The 17781-nt window shown below is 44.3% G+C and carries 13 protein-coding genes; 5 read left to right on the plus strand and 8 right to left on the minus strand.

The features are described from left to right. Positions 1 to 106: 106 nt before the first annotated feature. Positions 107 to 808 (plus strand): Crp/Fnr family transcriptional regulator, encoded by a 702-nt coding sequence (locus V7K69_RS07825; protein WP_335032980.1) that lies wholly within the window; start codon positions 107 to 109, stop codon positions 806 to 808. A 212-nt stretch (positions 809 to 1020) separates the two neighbouring features. On the opposite strand, the gene V7K69_RS07830 is transcribed toward V7K69_RS07825, so the two are convergent. Next, a complete protein-coding gene (locus tag V7K69_RS07830; RefSeq protein WP_163928961.1) occupies positions 1021 to 1395 on the minus strand; it encodes a c-type cytochrome in 375 nt (124 codons plus the stop codon). A 209-nt stretch (positions 1396 to 1604) separates the two neighbouring features. Between V7K69_RS07830 and petG the strand changes: the two genes are divergently transcribed. Beyond that, positions 1605 to 1718, plus strand: a complete 114-nt coding sequence (gene petG, locus V7K69_RS07835) for a cytochrome b6-f complex subunit V (RefSeq protein WP_063721252.1) — start codon at positions 1605 to 1607, stop codon at positions 1716 to 1718. A 125-nt stretch (positions 1719 to 1843) separates the two neighbouring features. Here the strand turns inward: petG and rsmD are convergent, their stop codons facing one another. Further along, entirely contained in the window at positions 1844 to 2392 is a 549-nt protein-coding gene (rsmD, locus tag V7K69_RS07840; protein WP_335032982.1) for a 16S rRNA (guanine(966)-N(2))-methyltransferase RsmD, read from the minus strand. Positions 2393 to 2475: 83 nt separating this feature from the next. Then, on the minus strand, positions 2476 to 3111 hold the full coding sequence (hisH, locus tag V7K69_RS07845) for an imidazole glycerol phosphate synthase subunit HisH (protein ID WP_012411289.1): 636 nt from the start codon (positions 3109 to 3111) through the stop codon (positions 2476 to 2478). Between the two features lie 59 nt (positions 3112 to 3170). On the opposite strand from hisH, the gene V7K69_RS07850 reads away from it, so the two are divergent. The 3 genes from V7K69_RS07850 (at position 3171) to V7K69_RS07860 (ending at position 5727) form a co-directional block, all read left to right on the plus strand. Next, positions 3171 to 3623 carry a peptidase C15 gene (locus V7K69_RS07850; protein WP_335032985.1) on the plus strand — a complete coding sequence of 151 codons (453 nt, stop codon included), beginning with the start codon at positions 3171 to 3173 and terminating at the stop codon, positions 3621 to 3623. Between the two features lie 66 nt (positions 3624 to 3689). After that, positions 3690 to 5057, plus strand: coding sequence for a DUF3370 domain-containing protein (locus tag V7K69_RS07855; RefSeq protein WP_335033017.1), 1368 nt, complete (start codon positions 3690 to 3692; stop codon positions 5055 to 5057). Positions 5058 to 5154: 97 nt separating this feature from the next. Beyond that, positions 5155 to 5727: a Uma2 family endonuclease gene (locus V7K69_RS07860; RefSeq protein WP_335032987.1), complete on the plus strand. Its 573-nt coding sequence runs from the start codon at positions 5155 to 5157 to the stop codon at positions 5725 to 5727. 146 nt (positions 5728 to 5873) lie between these two features. Here V7K69_RS07860 and V7K69_RS07865 read toward each other — a convergent pair whose 3' ends face one another. From V7K69_RS07865 to rpsT, 5 genes are all read right to left on the minus strand, one after another. Beyond that, positions 5874 to 9923 carry a DNA-directed RNA polymerase subunit beta'' gene (locus tag V7K69_RS07865; RefSeq protein WP_335032989.1) on the minus strand — a complete coding sequence of 1350 codons (4050 nt, stop codon included), beginning with the start codon at positions 9921 to 9923 and terminating at the stop codon, positions 5874 to 5876. A gap of 120 nt (positions 9924 to 10043) precedes the next feature. Next, complete coding sequence (locus V7K69_RS07870) at positions 10044 to 11921, minus strand: DNA-directed RNA polymerase subunit gamma (protein ID WP_094342607.1); 1878 nt, start codon at positions 11919 to 11921, stop codon at positions 10044 to 10046. A 136-nt stretch (positions 11922 to 12057) separates the two neighbouring features. Continuing rightward, positions 12058 to 15357, minus strand: a complete 3300-nt coding sequence (gene rpoB / locus V7K69_RS07875) for a DNA-directed RNA polymerase subunit beta (RefSeq protein WP_335032991.1) — start codon at positions 15355 to 15357, stop codon at positions 12058 to 12060. Positions 15358 to 16107: 750 nt separating this feature from the next. Then, positions 16108 to 16893: a TatD family hydrolase gene (locus V7K69_RS07880; RefSeq protein ID WP_335032993.1), complete on the minus strand. Its 786-nt coding sequence runs from the start codon at positions 16891 to 16893 to the stop codon at positions 16108 to 16110. A gap of 90 nt (positions 16894 to 16983) precedes the next feature. Continuing rightward, on the minus strand, positions 16984 to 17280 hold the full coding sequence (gene rpsT, locus V7K69_RS07885) for a 30S ribosomal protein S20 (protein ID WP_174708239.1): 297 nt from the start codon (positions 17278 to 17280) through the stop codon (positions 16984 to 16986). Between the last annotated feature and the right edge of the window lie 501 nt (positions 17281 to 17781).

The raw sequence follows: 17781 nt of genomic DNA on the forward strand, positions 1-17781 counted from the left end.
TTTCATGGTAATAAAAGCTGCCAAACCTCTCCCTTGCTCCCTGCTCCCTGCTTTCCTGCAATCTCAATGTGCTTTCTTATATGCTTAACAGCTTATCAGGCTAATCATGCAGGCATCCCTGGAACAACTTTCGCAAATTATTGTGTTTGCAGGTTTAGAAACAGCAGACAAAATAAATTTGCAACCTCACACTCAGGTGCAACGCCATCGCAAAGGAGAGATTATTCTCCATGAGGGCGATGTCTTACCAACAAAACTCTATGCTGTTAGCAGTGGACAAATTCAAGTTACCAAAATAGCAATAACGGGGAAAGAAACGATTCTCCGCACCTTAGCGGCTGGGGAAATTTTTGCGGCTCCTGCTTTATTAGGCAATGGAATTTCCCCAGCAACTGTAACTGCTGAATCTGATTGTGAGATTCTCACTATAGAGAGAGATGCTTTATTAAAAGCGATTGGACAAAACCCTGAAATTGCATTACGAATGCTGATGGTGTTTAACAGTCGGATTCAGCAATTGCATGAGACAGTCCACGGATTAGTTTCTGAAAGAGCTATTGTTCGCCTTGCCAGATTAATTCAATATTTTGCTGCCGAATCAGGAACTGAATTAAGTCCACAAGGCGAGTGTTTAAAAGTCAAATTGTCTTATTATCGCATGGCTCGCAGCAGTGGCATTACTTACGAAGAATGTGTGCGGTTAATTAAAAGTCTCAAGTCAGTAATTGCCTATAGTCGTGGTGGGACGATTATCATACTGGATACTAAGAAATTAGATGCGATCGCTTCTGGAAATATAGAGCAATAACATTTGTTACAAGTTTTCTGAGATCCAGGACTTACGCAAAAAATAGCCCAAACCTTTATTCTCCGGTAGGGGCAATTCATGTAGACGCAAAGCGGCTTCCCGCAGGGTATTGCCCCTACCGCGTGTAGTTTTGCGTAAGTTCTAAGATCGAAAAAGGTAACATTTTGATGTATTGCCTTTTTCCATAAGGGATTTACAACAGAATTTAACACCTATAACGACTCTAAATAGCTCAAAAGATCCGCCATTTCTTGGGTGCTAGGCTGGAATTTTGGCATTGGCGGGGTTTCGCCACTGATTACCTGGTGAATCAATCCATATTGAGACTTATGCTTGGAAACAGCTTGCAAACTTGGCCCTACTCGCCCGTCTGCTTCCAAACCATGACAACCAGCACAGTTAATTTGAAAGATCGCGTGTCCTTGAACTGGGTTTCCTGTTAGAGATAAAACACTCTTAACATAAGGATCGGAGGCTTGAACCAACTGAACACCAAAAAAGCCCAAAGGGACTGATAGCAGTATGGCCAGCGTCAATAAAACGATGCGCTGAATCAAAATTTCAGGTTTGGTAATCTGGTTATCCAAAAGGTTTGCGTTGAAGTCTAAGTGTGCTAAAAAGTTTTCTTTTCCTACACATAGCTTAAAAGTTCTTGATCGTGTCTGCAAGCACAGAAGACTATTTTTTTCTGAGCATTCACCATCCAAAAAGTCTATAGGACGCAGGATTCATACTAAATTTGGTAAAATCAAAAACAGGCAACGAATATTTAATCATTACACAGAGGAGATTTCCAGTGGTTGAACCCCTGCTATCAGGTATTGTCCTTGGTCTAGTTTTCGTCACCCTCGCCGGACTGTTTTACGCTGCCTATAAGCAATACAAGCGCCCCAATCAGTTGGGCGGTTGAGGGAGTTTGGTTAGCTGTAGCGGGGCATTTAGCCTGTGCTGAGTAGGGGAGACAAGGGGACTAAGAAGGACAAAGAAGCAATTTTTCTCCCCTTTCTCCCTTATCTTTTCCACTCCCTTCTCGTCTCATTGCTCAATTCTGTAGAAAGTAAGTGATGTGTTGCCGTAAACCTTCTCGCGGCAAATTTCCCAAGAGGGAATCTCTGGCGGTGTCCAACCTTGTGAGGCGTGTTCAACTGCGATTTCACCACTAGGATCTAAAAGTTGATAGTGAGCGATCGCTTCTAATACTGGTTGGAACAATCCACTGGCATAAGGTGGATCAAAGTAAATTCTATCGAATTGCTTGCCTGATAAAGTCTTTAACTGCTGCGTAATATCTCCCCGCAATACCCGAAATTCTTGCTCGTCGGCATTTGCTACCTGCTGCCAATTTTGTTGGATGGTGGCACAGGCTCGGCTCGATTGTTCAATTCCCACTGCTAGGCTGGCTCCTCTACACAAAGCCTCTGCGCCCATTGAACCAGTACCGGCGCACAAATCTAGCCAGCGACAACCTGCAATTTCTCCCTGCCAAATATTAAAGACTGCCTCCCTTACCCGCGCACTGGTAGGTCTAGTTTCTTTCCCTGGTAAAGTTTTTAGCTGGCGATTACCGTAAATTCTCAGGCTCATTGGTTATTAGTCATTGGTCATTAGTCATTAGTCATTAGTTATTAATTTTAGACAAAGGACAAAGAACAAATGACAAAAATAGATTAGGCAGGAATTTTTTCACGGACTTGAGCAACAAAATTAGACAAGATTTGCAATCCAATATTAGAGGATTTTTCAGGGTGAAATTGAACTGCCATCAGATTTTCGTGAGCGATCGCAGCTGTGACGGTTTGAGTACCGTGGGTGATGGTTGCTGCACGGATTAGCGGATCTATTGGGTCAACATAGTAAGAATGGACAAAATATACCCAAGGATCGGACGGCAAATGCTCCCACAAAATACTTTTTGCCTGAGTCATTTCCAGCTGATTCCAACCCATGTGAGGAATAGTGATGTCAGGTTCTGGACGAAATCGGCGCACTTTTCCTTTGATAATTCCTAGTCCTGGTTGGGTACCTTCTGCACTTGATTCAAAGAGAATTTGCAATCCTAAACAAATTCCCAAAAAAGGTTTCCCAGATGCGATCGCATCTTTAATAGGTTGTTCCAAACCACGCGCTCGCAGGTGTTGTACTGCTGGATCAAATGCTCCCACTCCTGGCAGAACTATGGCATCTGCCTGCTCTAATTCCTTTGGAGAATAAGTAACATTAGGAGTTGCCCCAGCTTTTTCCAACCCTTTACAGACTGAGTGCAAATTTCCCATCTCGTAGTCTACGACCGCAATTACTGGCATTTACCTGCTCCTTGTAAATTTATTAATGGAGGGTTTTTCTATTCTAAATAATATTTGTTATGAAGAAAAGAATTCTATTAACTTCTTTTGACATTTGCCTAAAATATCAACAGTCAAATTCTTCTGATGATTTATTACTTGAAGTTACCAAACTGGATCTGATACCAGATGACTTGAGTTTTTTACGTCAGTTACCCGTAGATGTCCAACTTGCCAATAATCAGGTAATGGAAAAAAACAATGCAATTCAACCTGAAGACATCATCTGTTATGAGCAGGCTGCAATCCTTACACCATTAAGTGTGGAAGCATTTTCTAGCGTGGAGAAATTAGAAGTTGATATAGAAAAATTAGTGGCGAAAGAAGCATCAATTCAGATTAGCCACGACTGTTTTTACTATTTAGGCTTGGACTACTTAGACCAAAATCAACTTACGATCCGTTGTCTTTTTACCCACGTCTCGGTTCTAAATCAAGAAAATTTGATGGAAATCTTGCAGATTTCGTATTAATTATTAACAAACTGGCACTTTCATCAAGTTGTTAATGTCTGTATGGTGAAAGAAATATCTAAGTATATGTTGCCATTGTTACTAATTTTCCCAATTGCTCAATCAACTCCTGCGACCCCACCACCTGAAGAAGTCGTACAAACACAAGAAGTACGTCCTTTACCAGGTCAATTGGATACAGTGCCAACTTTTAACAGTAATAGTCCAGAATTGGTGTTGAAAGAAGGAATTTTACTCTCCACTTTTCCACCAGATGGTAAAAAAGTGCCAACAGCGCATCTGAATTTTCCCTTTCGGGGACGATTTGATATTTTTGCTCATCACGTTGCTAGAGCTGAACCATCAGAGAATTTGCGCTCGCTCTATTTAGGGATAATTTTGCACAACCCTGGTTCGGAAGCAGTAAAGGTAAATATTTGGCAAGCGGCGAGTTATTTGAGTCAACCGGATGCACCATTTATTCAATTACCATCTTTTAGCCAAAATCCTTTAGGAACAATTTTTGCTGGCCCAGGCGATCGCGTCATGTCTGATGTGCTGATGGGACGACGACAAGAGATTTTCCCTGCCCAAATTGAGATTCCAGCAAAGCAAAGTCGGATGTTACTAAATTTACCAATTCCTGTACAGGGATTGACACCACCTTTGAATGGCCGTTCGACATTGATCCGATTGCAAAGTAATGGCACTGTCTATGCAGCTAGCCTAGCGATGTTTGCACGGGTGAATTCTGATGGCAGTGAGCGATCGCCAACTTTAGAAGAGTGGCAGAATTTACTAGATAATGGTGATTTAGCTGGCCCACGGGATAAAGCGCCCACTCCCCTAGAGGAAACTGGCAAACCAAGAATTTATGGGCGTGTTGCTGGAGTGGCTGCTGGTTCACGATGGAGAGCCTTATTAGTAGATAATCCTAAAGCTAGGTATCTAACTATTCCCCAGCCTGGTCAAGTGTTTTCCTACGCCCTGAGTACCCTGCATGGCGGTATGTTAGGAACTGGTCAAATTCAAAGTGCTACTATGCTGGTGCGCTATCCTGACACCGCATATCGCGCTCATGGCAACTATGGAATTCAATATAATCTCAAGTTGCCGTTATACAACAATACTCAAAGTCCTCAAACTGTAAGTGTATCCATACAAACCCCACTGAAGGAGAATCAGTTAGTCAAACCAGGGTTACGCTTTCTGAGTACACCAGCCCGTGAAGTATTTTTCCGAGGGACAGTGCGGGTACGTTACAAAGATGAGCAAAATCAGCCGCAAACTAAGTTTGTGCATTTAGTACAAAAGAGAGGTCAACCAGGGGAACCCTTAGTTTCGTTAAATATGAAAGCTGGCGATCGCTCCTTAGTACAAGTAGACTTTCTCTATCCACCAGATGCCACACCACCGCAAGTATTAACAGTGTCAACACAGGCGGAAAGTCGGTAATAAAATGATAGGTAATTGGTATAGCTTTTCTCTAATTACCAATTACCTATTAAACCTTTTAAACTAGATATTAAGACATCACACAAGGTCATTACAGATGGTTGCAATTCCAAATTCTAGCTATATTTCTCAAGAAGACTATCTTAAAGGAGAAGAAACTAGTCCTATCAAGCATGAATATAGACAGGGACAGGTTTATGCAATGGCAGGAGCAAGTAATGCTCATGTCATTATTTCTCTTAATATTGCTTCAATGCTAAGAAATCATTTGCGCGGGAGTGGTTGTCAGGCTTATATCTCAGACACTAAAGCACATATTGAGTCAATTAATATCTATTACTATCCCGATGTTATAGTAAGTTGTGACCAACGAGATCAAACTTTTAACAACTTTCTGCGTTATCCTTGCTTGATTGTAGAAGTGTTATCTCCGACAACAGAAGCCTTTGACCGAGGTGATAAATTTGCTGACTACCGACAGATGGAATCACTTCAGGAATATGTACTTATAAGTCAAACTCGATTAAATGTTGAGTGTTTTCGCCGTAACCCAGAGAACCAATGGGTACTTTATCCTTATGGAAAAGAAGATATAATTCATCTGGCAAGTGTGGATTTTCGGTGTGCTGTTGCAGATTTATATGAGGATGTTACTTTTGAATCGCTGTAATTGAATGACTACTAGCTGAAAAGCCAGAAACCAGAATCTTGAGGATTTAAAAATGTGTTTTTATAAAGCAAAATAAAAGGGCAAAAGAAAATTTCTTTTGCCTTTTTAGTTTTTACATTTTAATAGAGACGCAAAGTATCAAGTCTCTATTCGTCGTCGAAATCATCCTCGTCGTCTTCCTCTTCTTCCTCAAAATCGTCGTCGTCTACGACTTCATCGGCGATTAATTCATCTTCATCATCTAGAACTGACCTCTCTGCACGTCTGCTACCAAAACCAGATTCCCCAAGAGTCGGAGAATCTAAATTATAGGTACGAGCTGTGCGGTCATCTAAGACCATATCCAGAGGATCATCAACTTCATCCAAGACACTACTGCTAATCTCAGCAGCATAATCATCGATCGCACCGGGTTCTTCATAGGTATTGTATCCAGTACCAGCCGGAATCAATCGCCCGATAATCACGTTTTCCTTTAATCCGCGCAGCCAGTCAGATTTGCCTTCGATAGCTGCTTCGGTAAGTACCCGTGTTGTCTCTTGGAAGGATGCTGCGGAAATGAAGCTGTCAGTGTTCAACGATGCTTTGGTGATACCCAACAATACTGGGGTATACTGTGCCCTCGCACCGCCTGTAATTGCCATAGCTTCGTTCACCTGCTCAACTTGGCGCAGTTCCACCAATTCGCCAGGAAGCATTGTAGTGTCACCACCATCATCAATTCTGACCTTGTTGGTCATTTGGCGAACAATTACTTCAATGTGCTTATCGGAAATATCAATCCCTTGAGACTGGTACACCATTTGCACTTCATTCACCAAGAATGTTTGTACCTTCTGCAAAGCAATGCTGGCACAAGCATAGATTCCGTCTTCGGAACCCAGGCTAAAGAAGATTTCTAAAATTTCGTGGGGATTAGATGGGCCATCAGTTAACGGTTGTCCCGCTAATACTATCGATCCATCTGGCACAATCAAGTTTTGTCCAGGGCCTAGAGGATAATCTGTCACCACGCCATTTGATTCTACGACCTTAATAGCGATCGCTTCATCACCACTTTCAGCGTAAACTACCTTAACTTCACCCCCGCGGCGGCATAAAATGCAGGCTTCTTTCGGTTTACGAGCTTCAAGTAGTTCCTCAATCCGGGGCAAACCTTGAATAATATCTCCGGTTTTGGCGCGTTCAAACACCAGCAACACCAAGTTATCACCCCGTTGTACCAAATCGCCGTCTTCTATCTGCAACACAGCACCAGGGCTGACTCGATAAGGGCGACCGATACGGGTAGTAACAACGTAGTTTTTAGTACTCAGAGCTGATTCTCCACCAGATGCAGCAGCGGCACTTTTGATATCAACTACTTGCCCTGATTCTGGAGCAAAAACTCCAGCAGCAATTTCTGTACCTTCTACTAGCAAGTCACCTACTTTCACCTTGGGCTGAGTACTAGTATTAATGGTGAGCCTGTCAGCGTCACGCAACACTAAGCAGCGACGCACGTTTTCGGTTCCTTTGCGGACACCCCGTACTTCCCCGCCTTCTTTACACAAGATTTGGGTACGTGCGACTACAGAACCTGGGGCGATGGTTAGCCCATCGTGTACCTCAAGTGTAGTCTGGGTGCTACCTTGGGTGGCATCGGCGGTAATGTCTCGACGAATTACCAAGGATTCCAAAATTACCAGTTGTAAACGTTGAACTTCTGGGTCTTCAGTATCCTCTACTAATTCAATATCTGCTGCAAGTGGTGAAGCATTATGGTCTTGTTCGCCTTCTTGCTCAATTTCCAGTACTAGCTGGGTTCGCAGTAGTTCTACACCTTCAACAGATTTGACACGTTCTGAATCTTTGTAAGGTAGTCTTTGTACCGCTCTTAATTGAATCGATCGCCCGGTTTGTTGACTTACAGATGTCGTTGATGGCACATCTGGGTTATCAGGTACAGCAAACTCAACCACTGGACGGCTCAACAGGGCAGGGCCTTCTGGTGTCTCCACATACTGGATATAACGCAATTCCGTGGCAACATTACCTTGGAATTCCTCACCTGGTTGGATGAAGGTGTTATCTCGCCCAATAACTGATTCTGGGTCGTCCACCATCAGCAGTTCGCCTGGCTTCACCACAACTTCCCGCAGGATGTCGTTTTTCTGAGTCACTTCTACCACACCACTGTTTTGGCAGAAGATATCCTTCACAACTTCGGTGCCAGCTTCGACAAACTGACCGTCTTCTACCAACAGCAAGGAGATATCTTTATTAACTTCGTGGCTTTCTTCAGGAATCCACAACAGTGTACCGCCCTGCACGACTTCATAGCCCAGCTTGGCTTTACCTTTTTTCTGGACTTCGACACCTGCGAATTTCAGGAATCCACCAGTAGTTGTGCGATAGCGGTCATCAATTAACTCAGCAACTACTTGACCATTTTGCACTTTTGTGCCTGGTGTAGCTCGGAGATTAAATACCTGGTTGTTGCCAGTAGATACTAAGTAGTTATTACGTCCTTGAGAACTTTGGACTGTCACGGTTGCCTGGTCTAAAACCACAGAAGCAGTGATAATCTCAATTTCTCTGGTACTCTTACCTGGGGTAGCTTCTGGCAAGCGCACTACACCACCGTGTAAACTGGCTAATTTGGTTTCTGCTAAAACTCCATTAGCAGCGATCGCATCACCATTTTTCACCACCAATTCGGCCCCTGGTGGCAAGTTGTAAACTTCCCCAGACAAAATCCAAATCAAACCACCGCGTGCAGCTGTGGTTGTGGTATTGCCTTGACGGTCAGTTTTTTGTTCTGGAACAACTTCGGCAAATTGCACTTCCCCTGCTAAGTCAGAGGCGACATCTTTAACTGCTTTTTCTGTATTAGTCCGAGTTGTCCGTCCACCGAGGGCAACCTCTGCCAACAACTGACCTTGTTTTACCTTATTTCCGTCAAATACATATAGTGTTGAACCTTGGGTAAGATGAACCTCTTGGTTCTCTGGGGTAACATCACCTACTTTTGTTGGCTCCAAAAGCATGATGCCATTCGCCTCAACATAGAGGGCATCTTCCCCGTGGCGGGTACGATATGTTCTGGTTTTCAGTTTGCGGGGAAGTTTGACAGTCCCATCAATTTTAGAACGAACTTGTTGTGCCACTTCTCCAGTAAACACCCCACCAGTATGGAATGTCCGCATGGTTAACTGAGTACCAGGTTCACCGATACTTTGGGCAGCAATAATCCCCACAGCTTCGCCCAAGTCCACCATCTTGGCGTGTGCCAAACTCCAGCCGTAGCAATGTTGACAGACAGAACGTGCGGCTTCACAAGTTAGTGGCGATCGCACCACAACTTCTCCCACCCCAGACTTTTCAATTTTCTTCGCCAAGTCTTCAGGAATTGGCGAATTGCGGGCTGCAATCAATTCTTTTGTGACCGGATGCACCACATCTTCGCCAATTACCCGTCCCATCAAGCGGGTTCCCAGAGGAATCAAGGTTTTGGCACCTTCTGTCATTGGTCGAATCGCTAGACCTCTAGTGGTGCCGCAGTCAAATTCCCGAATAATTACATCCTGGGAAACGTCTACCAATCGACGGGTGAGATAACCAGAGTCAGCCGTCCGTAAGGCAGTATCCACCAATCCTTTTCTGGCACCGTAAGACGAAATAATGTATTCCGTTACAGTTAGCCCTTCACGGAAGTTGGTTTTGATCGGTAAATCGATAATTTCCCCTTGAGGATCTGCCATCAGTCCCCGCATCCCCACCAACTGCCGGACTTGTGAGATGTTACCCCGTGCCCCGGAGAATGCCATCATGTATACGGAGTTCAGGGGATTAGTCTTCTTGAAGTGAACCACTACTTCATCTTTCAACGCTTCACTGGTACCATTCCAAGTATCGATTACCTTTTGGAAGCGTTCTACTTCAGTGATTTCTCCGCGTTGATAACGGGTTTCAGTAGCACGAATTTCTTCCTCGGCTGCTTCTAAGAGTAATCGCTTAGTTGGTGGTATCATCAAGTCATCTACACTGATGGAAACCCCTGCTTTAGTAGCATAGCGAAACCCCAAATCTTTCAATTTGTCCGCCATCACTGCGGTTCGCGCTGTACCATAATTCGTAAAAGCCCAAGAAATTAAATTTCTCAGTTGACCTTTGTCAACCACGCGATTGCGAAAAATCATTTTTTCGTTAGTCATTAATCATTAGTCCTGAGTCATTAATAATTAATAATTCGTAATACTCGCCAAACGCGAGAAGCAAGCTACGTAATTCGTAATTAATTCTTTAATTACGAATTACGAATTAGAAATTACGAATTAACTTGCTAGTGCTTCCTGAATGGCATTGTTGTAAATAACGCGGCCAGGAGTTGTGTATATGTACTGTGAAAGTACATTGCCCTTAGCGTCTTGTCTGACTCGACGGAACTTATAGAGTAATGTGCGGGTACCATCCTCGTTTTCCGTCACTTTCACGGGTTCTGTATCCGGTTGGTCTGATTCTATTTCGCCGTCAAACCTTACGTAAATATAGGCGTGCAAGTCAATTTGATCTTGCTGGAAAGCCATAATTACATCCTCTAGCGAAGAAAAGTAATTTCCTGCCCCCTTTGTCGCACCGGGATTTTCTGCTGTTAAGTAATAGGCTCCCAACACCATATCTTGGCTAGGCGTGATGATTGGTTTACCCGTGGCTGGTGACAAAATATTGTTAGAAGCCAACATCAACAACCGCGCTTCAGCCTGACTTTCTAACGAGAGAGGAACGTGTACCGCCATTTGGTCGCCGTCAAAGTCGGCGTTAAACGCTGGACACACCAGAGGATGCAGTTGAATTGCTCTACCTTCTACCAAAATCGGTTCAAAAGACTGAATACCCAAGCGGTGCAACGTTGGTGCCCGGTTTAGCATCACAGGGTGTCCTTCAATCACCTCTTCCAGCACATCCCAAACACTGGGATCATTGCGGGATATGAGCTTTTTCGCAGCTTTAATGTTATTTACCATACCGCTACGAATCAGGCGGTTAATCACAAATGGTTGAAATAGCTCAATTGCCATTTCTCTAGGCAAACCGCACTGGTGAATTTTCAGCTTTGGCCCGACCACAATTACCGAACGTCCAGAGTAGTCAACCCGTTTACCTAACAAGTTTTGTCGGAAACGTCCTTGCTTACCCTCAATAATGTCGGACAAAGATTTTAGGGGTCGGTTATTTGCCCCTACCACAGTGCGTCCCCGACGACCATTGTCAATCAAAGCATCCACTGCTTCTTGCAGCATCCGCTTTTCGTTCCGCACGATAATCTCAGGTGCCAAAATTTCTTGTAAGCGTGCCAAACGATTGTTGCGGTTAATGACCCGCCGATACAAATCATTCAAATCGCTCGTGGCAAACCGTCCGCCATCTAGCTGCACCATTGGGCGCAAGTCCGGGGGAATCACGGGAATAACTGCCATTACCATCCACTCTGGCTTGGAACCAGTGGCGATAAAGTTGTCAATCACCCGCAGTCGCTTAATTAGCTTGGCTCTCTTTTGTCCCTTGGCGTTGCCAATTTCTTCGCGTAGGCTTTCGGCTTCTTGTTCCAAATTGATATCGGCAAGCAAACGCAACAGCGCTTCAGCCCCAATACCTACCTCTACGCCTTGCAGCACAGAATCTTCGCTATAAATTTGGTCTTCTATTTCCAACCACTGGTCTTCACTCAGTAGTTGTTTGTAAGTTAAAGTTTCGGCATTACCTGCACTCAGGACAACATAAGAGTTGAAATAGACAATCTGCTCGACATCCCGCAATGGCATATCTAACAGGATGGAAATATAGCTAGGAATGCCTTTGAGATACCAAACGTGAGCTACTGGTGCGGCGAGTTTAATATAGCCCATGCGGTGGCGACGCACCCGTGACTCGGTGACTTCTACCCCACAGCGCTCACAGACAATACCTCTATGACGAACTCTTTTATACTTACCACAATGGCATTCCCAATCTTTCGCTGGGCCAAAGATGCGCTCACAAAATAAGCCATCCATTTCTGGCTTGAGAGTTCGGTAATTAATCGTTTCTGGCTTGGTAACTTCACCGACTACTTGACCATTAGGCAATGTTCTTTCGCCCCATTGCCGAATGCGTTCGGGGGAAGCCAAGCCGATTTTTACGTAGTCAAACTGATTAGTTTGGGCAGGTCTCATACTTAAGTGCTGAGTTTCGAGTTATGAGTTTTGAGTATATTTAGTTTTAAGGTTTGAATTAAGAGATATCCAAGTGCTAAATGCCAATTACTGAGTTTTTAATACTCAGCACTCAGCACTCAGCACTCAGCACTCCTTATTCGTCATCATCCAGCGATTCGCGGGAAAGAGATTCGTAAGTTGGTCGAGGAGGTGTGCGACGAGCTGATTGGTCTGCCATCAAATCGACTTCCACATCTAGGGAACTGCCATCTGCTTGGGTTTCTACCTTGTGTACAGCAATATCCAACCCTAATGATTGCAACTCGCGCATTAGCACCTTAAAGGATTCTGGGGTTCCAGGACGAGGAATTGCCTTACCTTTAACGATCGCATTTAACGCTTCATTTCGTCCTTGCATATCGTCAGATTTAACTGTGAGCAATTCCTGTAAGGTGTAAGCCGCACCAAAGGCTTCCAATGCCCACACTTCCATTTCTCCAAACCGTTGACCACCTTGTTGTGCTTTACCACCCAAGGGTTGCTGAGTCACCAGTGAGTATGGGCCTGTGGAACGGGCGTGGATCTTATCATCCACCAAATGCACCAGTTTCAGCATATAAGCCACACCGATGGTAATTGCTCGGTCAAAGGGTTCGCCTGTACGACCGTCATACACCATGATTTTGCCTGGGTTATCTGGGTTATATACCCAGTCTTTCCCGGTTTCGTCACGTGCTTCTTGCAATTTGCCATGCACGATTCGGCGAGATGTCTCTTCACCGTACATTTCGTCAAAGGGAGTAATCTTAAATCGGACTCCCAAAGTTTGACCAGCCCAACCCAAGAGGCATTCAAATACTTGTCCGACGTTCATCCGACTGGGTACGCCCAAGGGGTTAAGTACAATATCCACTGGTGAACCATCGGGCAAATAAGGCATATCTTCTGCTGGTAATATCCGAGAAATAATCCCTTTATTACCGTGGCGGCCTGCCATTTTGTCGCCAACTTGGATTTTGCGTTTTTGGGCAACGTACACCCGGACTACCATATTGGCTCCTGGTGGCAGTTCATCGCCTTGTTCACGAGTAAACAAGCGCACATCAACTACGCGACCTTTTTCACCGTTAGGGACTCGCAGGGAATTGTCCCGCACATCCCGCGCTTTTTCACCGAAAATTGCCCGTAATAGTTTTTCTTCTGGTGGTTGGTCAGATTCACCTTTGGGTGTTACCTTACCTACCAAGATATCTCCAGCTTCGACCCATGCCCCAATCCGAATGATTCCCTGTTCATCCAACTGACGCAAGGCATCTTCCCCGACATTGGGAATTTCTCTGGTGATTTCTTCTGGCCCCAGTTTGGTTTGTCTAGCTTCAATTTCATATTTTTCAATGTGAATTGAGGTGTAGACATCATCCTGTACCAGTCTTTCAGAGATTAAAATTGCGTCCTCGTAGTTGTAGCCTTCCCAAGGCATATAGGCAACGACGATATTTTGTCCTAGCGCCAATTCACCGCCTTCGGTGGAGGAGCCGTCAGCCAATACTTGACCAGCAACAACCCGTTCACCAATGCGGACGAGGGGTTTCTGATTTAAACAGGTGTCTTGGTTTGAGCGTTGGTACTTGGAAAGGGTGTATCTAATTTCGGAGGTGTTAGGTTTAGGACGGACGCGAATTTCTGTAGCATCCACATAAGTAACATCGCCATCAGTACGCGATACAATCACCATCCCGGAGTCTCTTGCTCCTTGGGCTTCCAAGCCAGTACCCACTAGAGGACGTTCTGGCTTAAGCAGGGGTACTGCTTGCCGTTGCATATTCGACCCCATCAGCGCTCGGTTAGCGTCATCATGCTCCAAGAAGGGAATCATGCTGGTTGCTACCGACACAATCTGTACGGGAGATACTGCTACGTAGTCCACCTGTTCTGGTGTTGTGGTGGAAAATTCTTGGCGATACCGGACTGGTACTAGTGGCCCAATAATGTGCCCAGTTTCATCTACAGGAATATCTCCAGGAGCAACCCGTAGATCATCTTCTTCATCGGCTGTCATGTATTCTGGAGGCACGTCAAATCTGACTTGCCCATTGGACACAGGTCTAAATGGCGTTTCTAAGAATCCGTACAGGTTCACCCGCGCATGAGTTGCTAAGGAGCCAATCAATCCGGCGTTGGGGCCTTCTGGTGTCTCAATGGGGCAAATACGTCCATAGTGACTAGGGTGAATATCCCGCACGGCAAACCCAGCGCGTTCACGGGTTAAACCACCAGGGCCAAGGGCACTCAGACGGCGTTTGTGGGTCAGTTCTGCGAGAGGATTGGTTTGATCCATGAACTGACTTAACTGGCTGGAACCAAAGAATTCTTTAATTGCTGCTACCAATGGTTTGGGGTTCACCAAGGAAGCGGGAGTTAGCACTTCGGCATCGGATACGGTCATCCGTTCCCGAATAATTCTCTCTAAGCGGTTTAAGCCTACTCTTACTTGGTTTTGCAGCAATTCACCGACGCTTCTCACCCGACGGTTGCCTAAGTGGTCAATGTCATCGATATTACCGATGTCATATTCTAGGTTAATTAGGTAATCTACGGCTGCCAAAATATCGCCAGCAGTCAACACCCGCATGGTGTCTGGGACTGAAAGGCGCAATTTCTTGTTGAGTTTGTACCGTCCAACGCGACCAAGGTCATAACGTTTCGGGTCAAAGAAACGAGAGTCTAGCAGTTGTTGTCCACCTAACACTGTAGGTGGTTCACCAGGACGCAGTTTCCGATATAACTCCATCAGGGCTTCTTCTTCAGAAAATTGCCCTTCTTTTTCGATAGTTTTTTGGAAATATTCGGGGTGGCGTAAAGCGTCAAAGATTTCGTTGTCTGATAAGCCTAAAGCTTTTAGGAGTACCTGCGCCGAGAGTTTGCGGGTTTTGTCGATACGTACCCACACCAAATCATTACGGTCTGTTTCAAATTTCAGCCATGCTCCCCGGTTAGGAATTAAGCTAGCTGAATAAGTACGTCGCCCGTTTTTGTCGATTTCTGATTTGTAATAAACGCCTGGCGATCGCACGATTTGATTGACAATTACCCGTTCGGCTCCGTTAATAATAAACGTGCCGCGATCGGTCATCAAAGGCAAGTCACCAATGAATACCTCTTGCTCTTTGATTTCCCCGGTTTCCTTATTAATCAACCGTGTGGGAACATACATTTGGACGGCATAAGTACTATCCCGCCGCTTGGCTTCTTCGACGCTATACTTTGGCTCTTTGAGTTTGTAGTTATGACCCAAAAAGTGCAATTCTAATTTGCCCGTATAATCTGTAATAGGACTAAAGGAGTTAAGTTCTTCTATCAGCCCTTCTTCCAAAAACCAGCGAAAGCTCGATCGCTGGATTTCAATCAAGTCGGGCAACAGAAAGGCGGGTTCCATGTATGTTTCTTTAGTCATGCCTCTTCCTTTGTCAACCTGGTAAAATTTTCCCTTGGACACTGCTGTTTTACGCTTCCCACTGCTAGTCAGTGTCCTTAGTTGTTTGGGAACTTTTGACACACTTGCTATTTACAGGTGTGGGCAAACGCAGCGATTAAAGCTGGAATGAGCAATTTGGACAAGGGGATAATTGCCCCTAATCGGGTACTCAGACACCAAAAACTCAGTATAGTCTTGATTTAAGAAGAATATACAGTTGAGATATTCCTGAGTTTTATCTACGTTCTTCATTTCCCCTCCAAAAAGCGCGTTAATTTGCTGACGCAGCTCTAGACGGTGTGTTTTAAATCCACCCGGCTATTTATATTCTCAGTGATATCTTAGATATCCTAAGACTGAGGGAACGATCCGCACCTTGTCGGTTTTGAATCAGAATTACTTCGTTTTGCTGGATTGTACTCACAAGGCAATTTCGTTTAAGGATTTTCTATAGGTTAAATACACATCAAGCCGATGTTGTGCAAAATAAAGTCTAGCTCAACCTGGTTTGGCACGGTAAGTCATGTGTGGAGAGCATCCGCTTGTAGAGATTTGGAGGATGGCCAAGCTGATAACATCATTGAAAATTAGGCTCAGAAATTTTAGGTTCCTTCCTTTATCATTATGGCGCACGCAAAATGTTTTTGAGGGAATAATATTAGCATATTTTTGTCCCCCTAGAGTTTTATTTTTTTATCACAACTGAATAAAAGTGATTAAAGCCCACTTTTATATTGACAGACCAAATAATTCACAGGCGTTTTGGGTGGTTTGATGGGCAATCGCTTCTACTGTTTCTTGACGCAGTTTCGCTATTTGCTCGGCTACATAAAGCACGTAGGCAGGCTCATTACGCCTCTGGCCCCGTTTAGGAACTGGGGCGAGAAATGGGCAGTCTGTTTCAATCAGTAGGCGATCGCTACTCACCATCGCAGCTGATGATTGGATTGCTTTGGCATTTTTGAACGTTACCGTCCCGCTAAAGCTGATGTAGAAGCCTAAATCGAGAAACCATTGGGTTTCTTCTGGCGTTCCTCCCCAGCAATGCATAACACCCCGTACTCTTTCTCCCTTAAGTTTCCGCCATTTTTGCAACACTTCTCTGGTTGCTATAGCAGCATCACGGCAGTGGATAATTACTGGTAAATTGAGTTCAGATGCGATCGCTAACTGTGACTCAAATACTAAAAGCTGATGCTCATAGTTATCAGCCTTGTAAAAATCCAGCCCCATTTCTCCAATTGCTACCACATTCGAGTCAGAACTAGCTAAAGCTTTGATTGTCTCGGCTGTTTCGCTATTCCATTTCTCAGCATCTAAAGGATGTAATCCCACAGCAAAGCTGATTTCAGGAAACTGGTGTGCTATGGATTGAATGGTGGAAAACTCACCTGGGTGAACACAGGAATGTACTAAACGCACTACTCCTGCTTCTTGCCACCGCGATCGCACTGTTGCTAAATCCGGCTGAAAAGTATCAAAGTTGAGATGAACGTGCGTGTCTACCAGTTGCATTCTTTGTTCTTTATTCTTTGTTGTTTGTCCTTTGTCATTTATCCTTTGCTAAAGACTAATGACTAAGGACAAATGACTAAGGACAAATGACTACTCAGCAGTTTGAGTGATGGGCTTTAGTTTATGAGCCAATCTTGACTTTTTCCTTGCCCCATTGTTGGGGTGAAGGACACCCCGTTTGACTGCTTTATCGATTTTGCCGTAAGCTTCGGATAACCGAGCCTGTGCTTCTTCTTGTAATTCTGGGGTAGGATTAGCTGCATAGACAGCTACAGCATTAGAGTATTTCTTCATCAGCGTCTTGACTGCTGATTTGTAAGCTTTGTTACGCAGTCGGTTACGTTCTGCGATTTGGGCACGCTTGAGAGCAGACTTTGTATTCGCCACAGTCAATTCCAAAAATACTATTAATATGTACACACACTACTAGACTTACTAATATAGCATCCAAATTGCCAATGTTATAATTTCCTAAAAAAAATCTGCCATTGGACAATAGTTCTTCTTGCCCTGCTTTCTAAATCTCTTCAGTCCGCAATTGAGTATGTCGTCAATTTAGGAAATGCGTTAAAATAAGCCATATCAAATAAAACTGTTATCCTAACTCACCACTACCTGAGAAAGCGATGTGGTTGCCAATGTAATATTTCCTGAATTTTAGGATCTATTATTAGAGGCAAAGAACTGTAAACAGCTAAATTCCAGGGTTATCAAAGTATAGAAATGATACTATATCGTGTCTGTACAAATGTAAACTACTGAGAAGTTAGGAAAATAAGTAAAAATTATACTCAGACCCTACCCCCTGTAAATCTAGGGGATTGGATGTGCAAACACATCACCTGCACTCCGCAAGGAGTGAGGGAAAGGGCATAAGGGTAATGGGAA

The organism is Nostoc sp. (genome assembly GCF_036917775.1).
Classification (GTDB): domain Bacteria; phylum Cyanobacteriota; class Cyanobacteriia; order Cyanobacteriales; family Nostocaceae; genus Nostoc.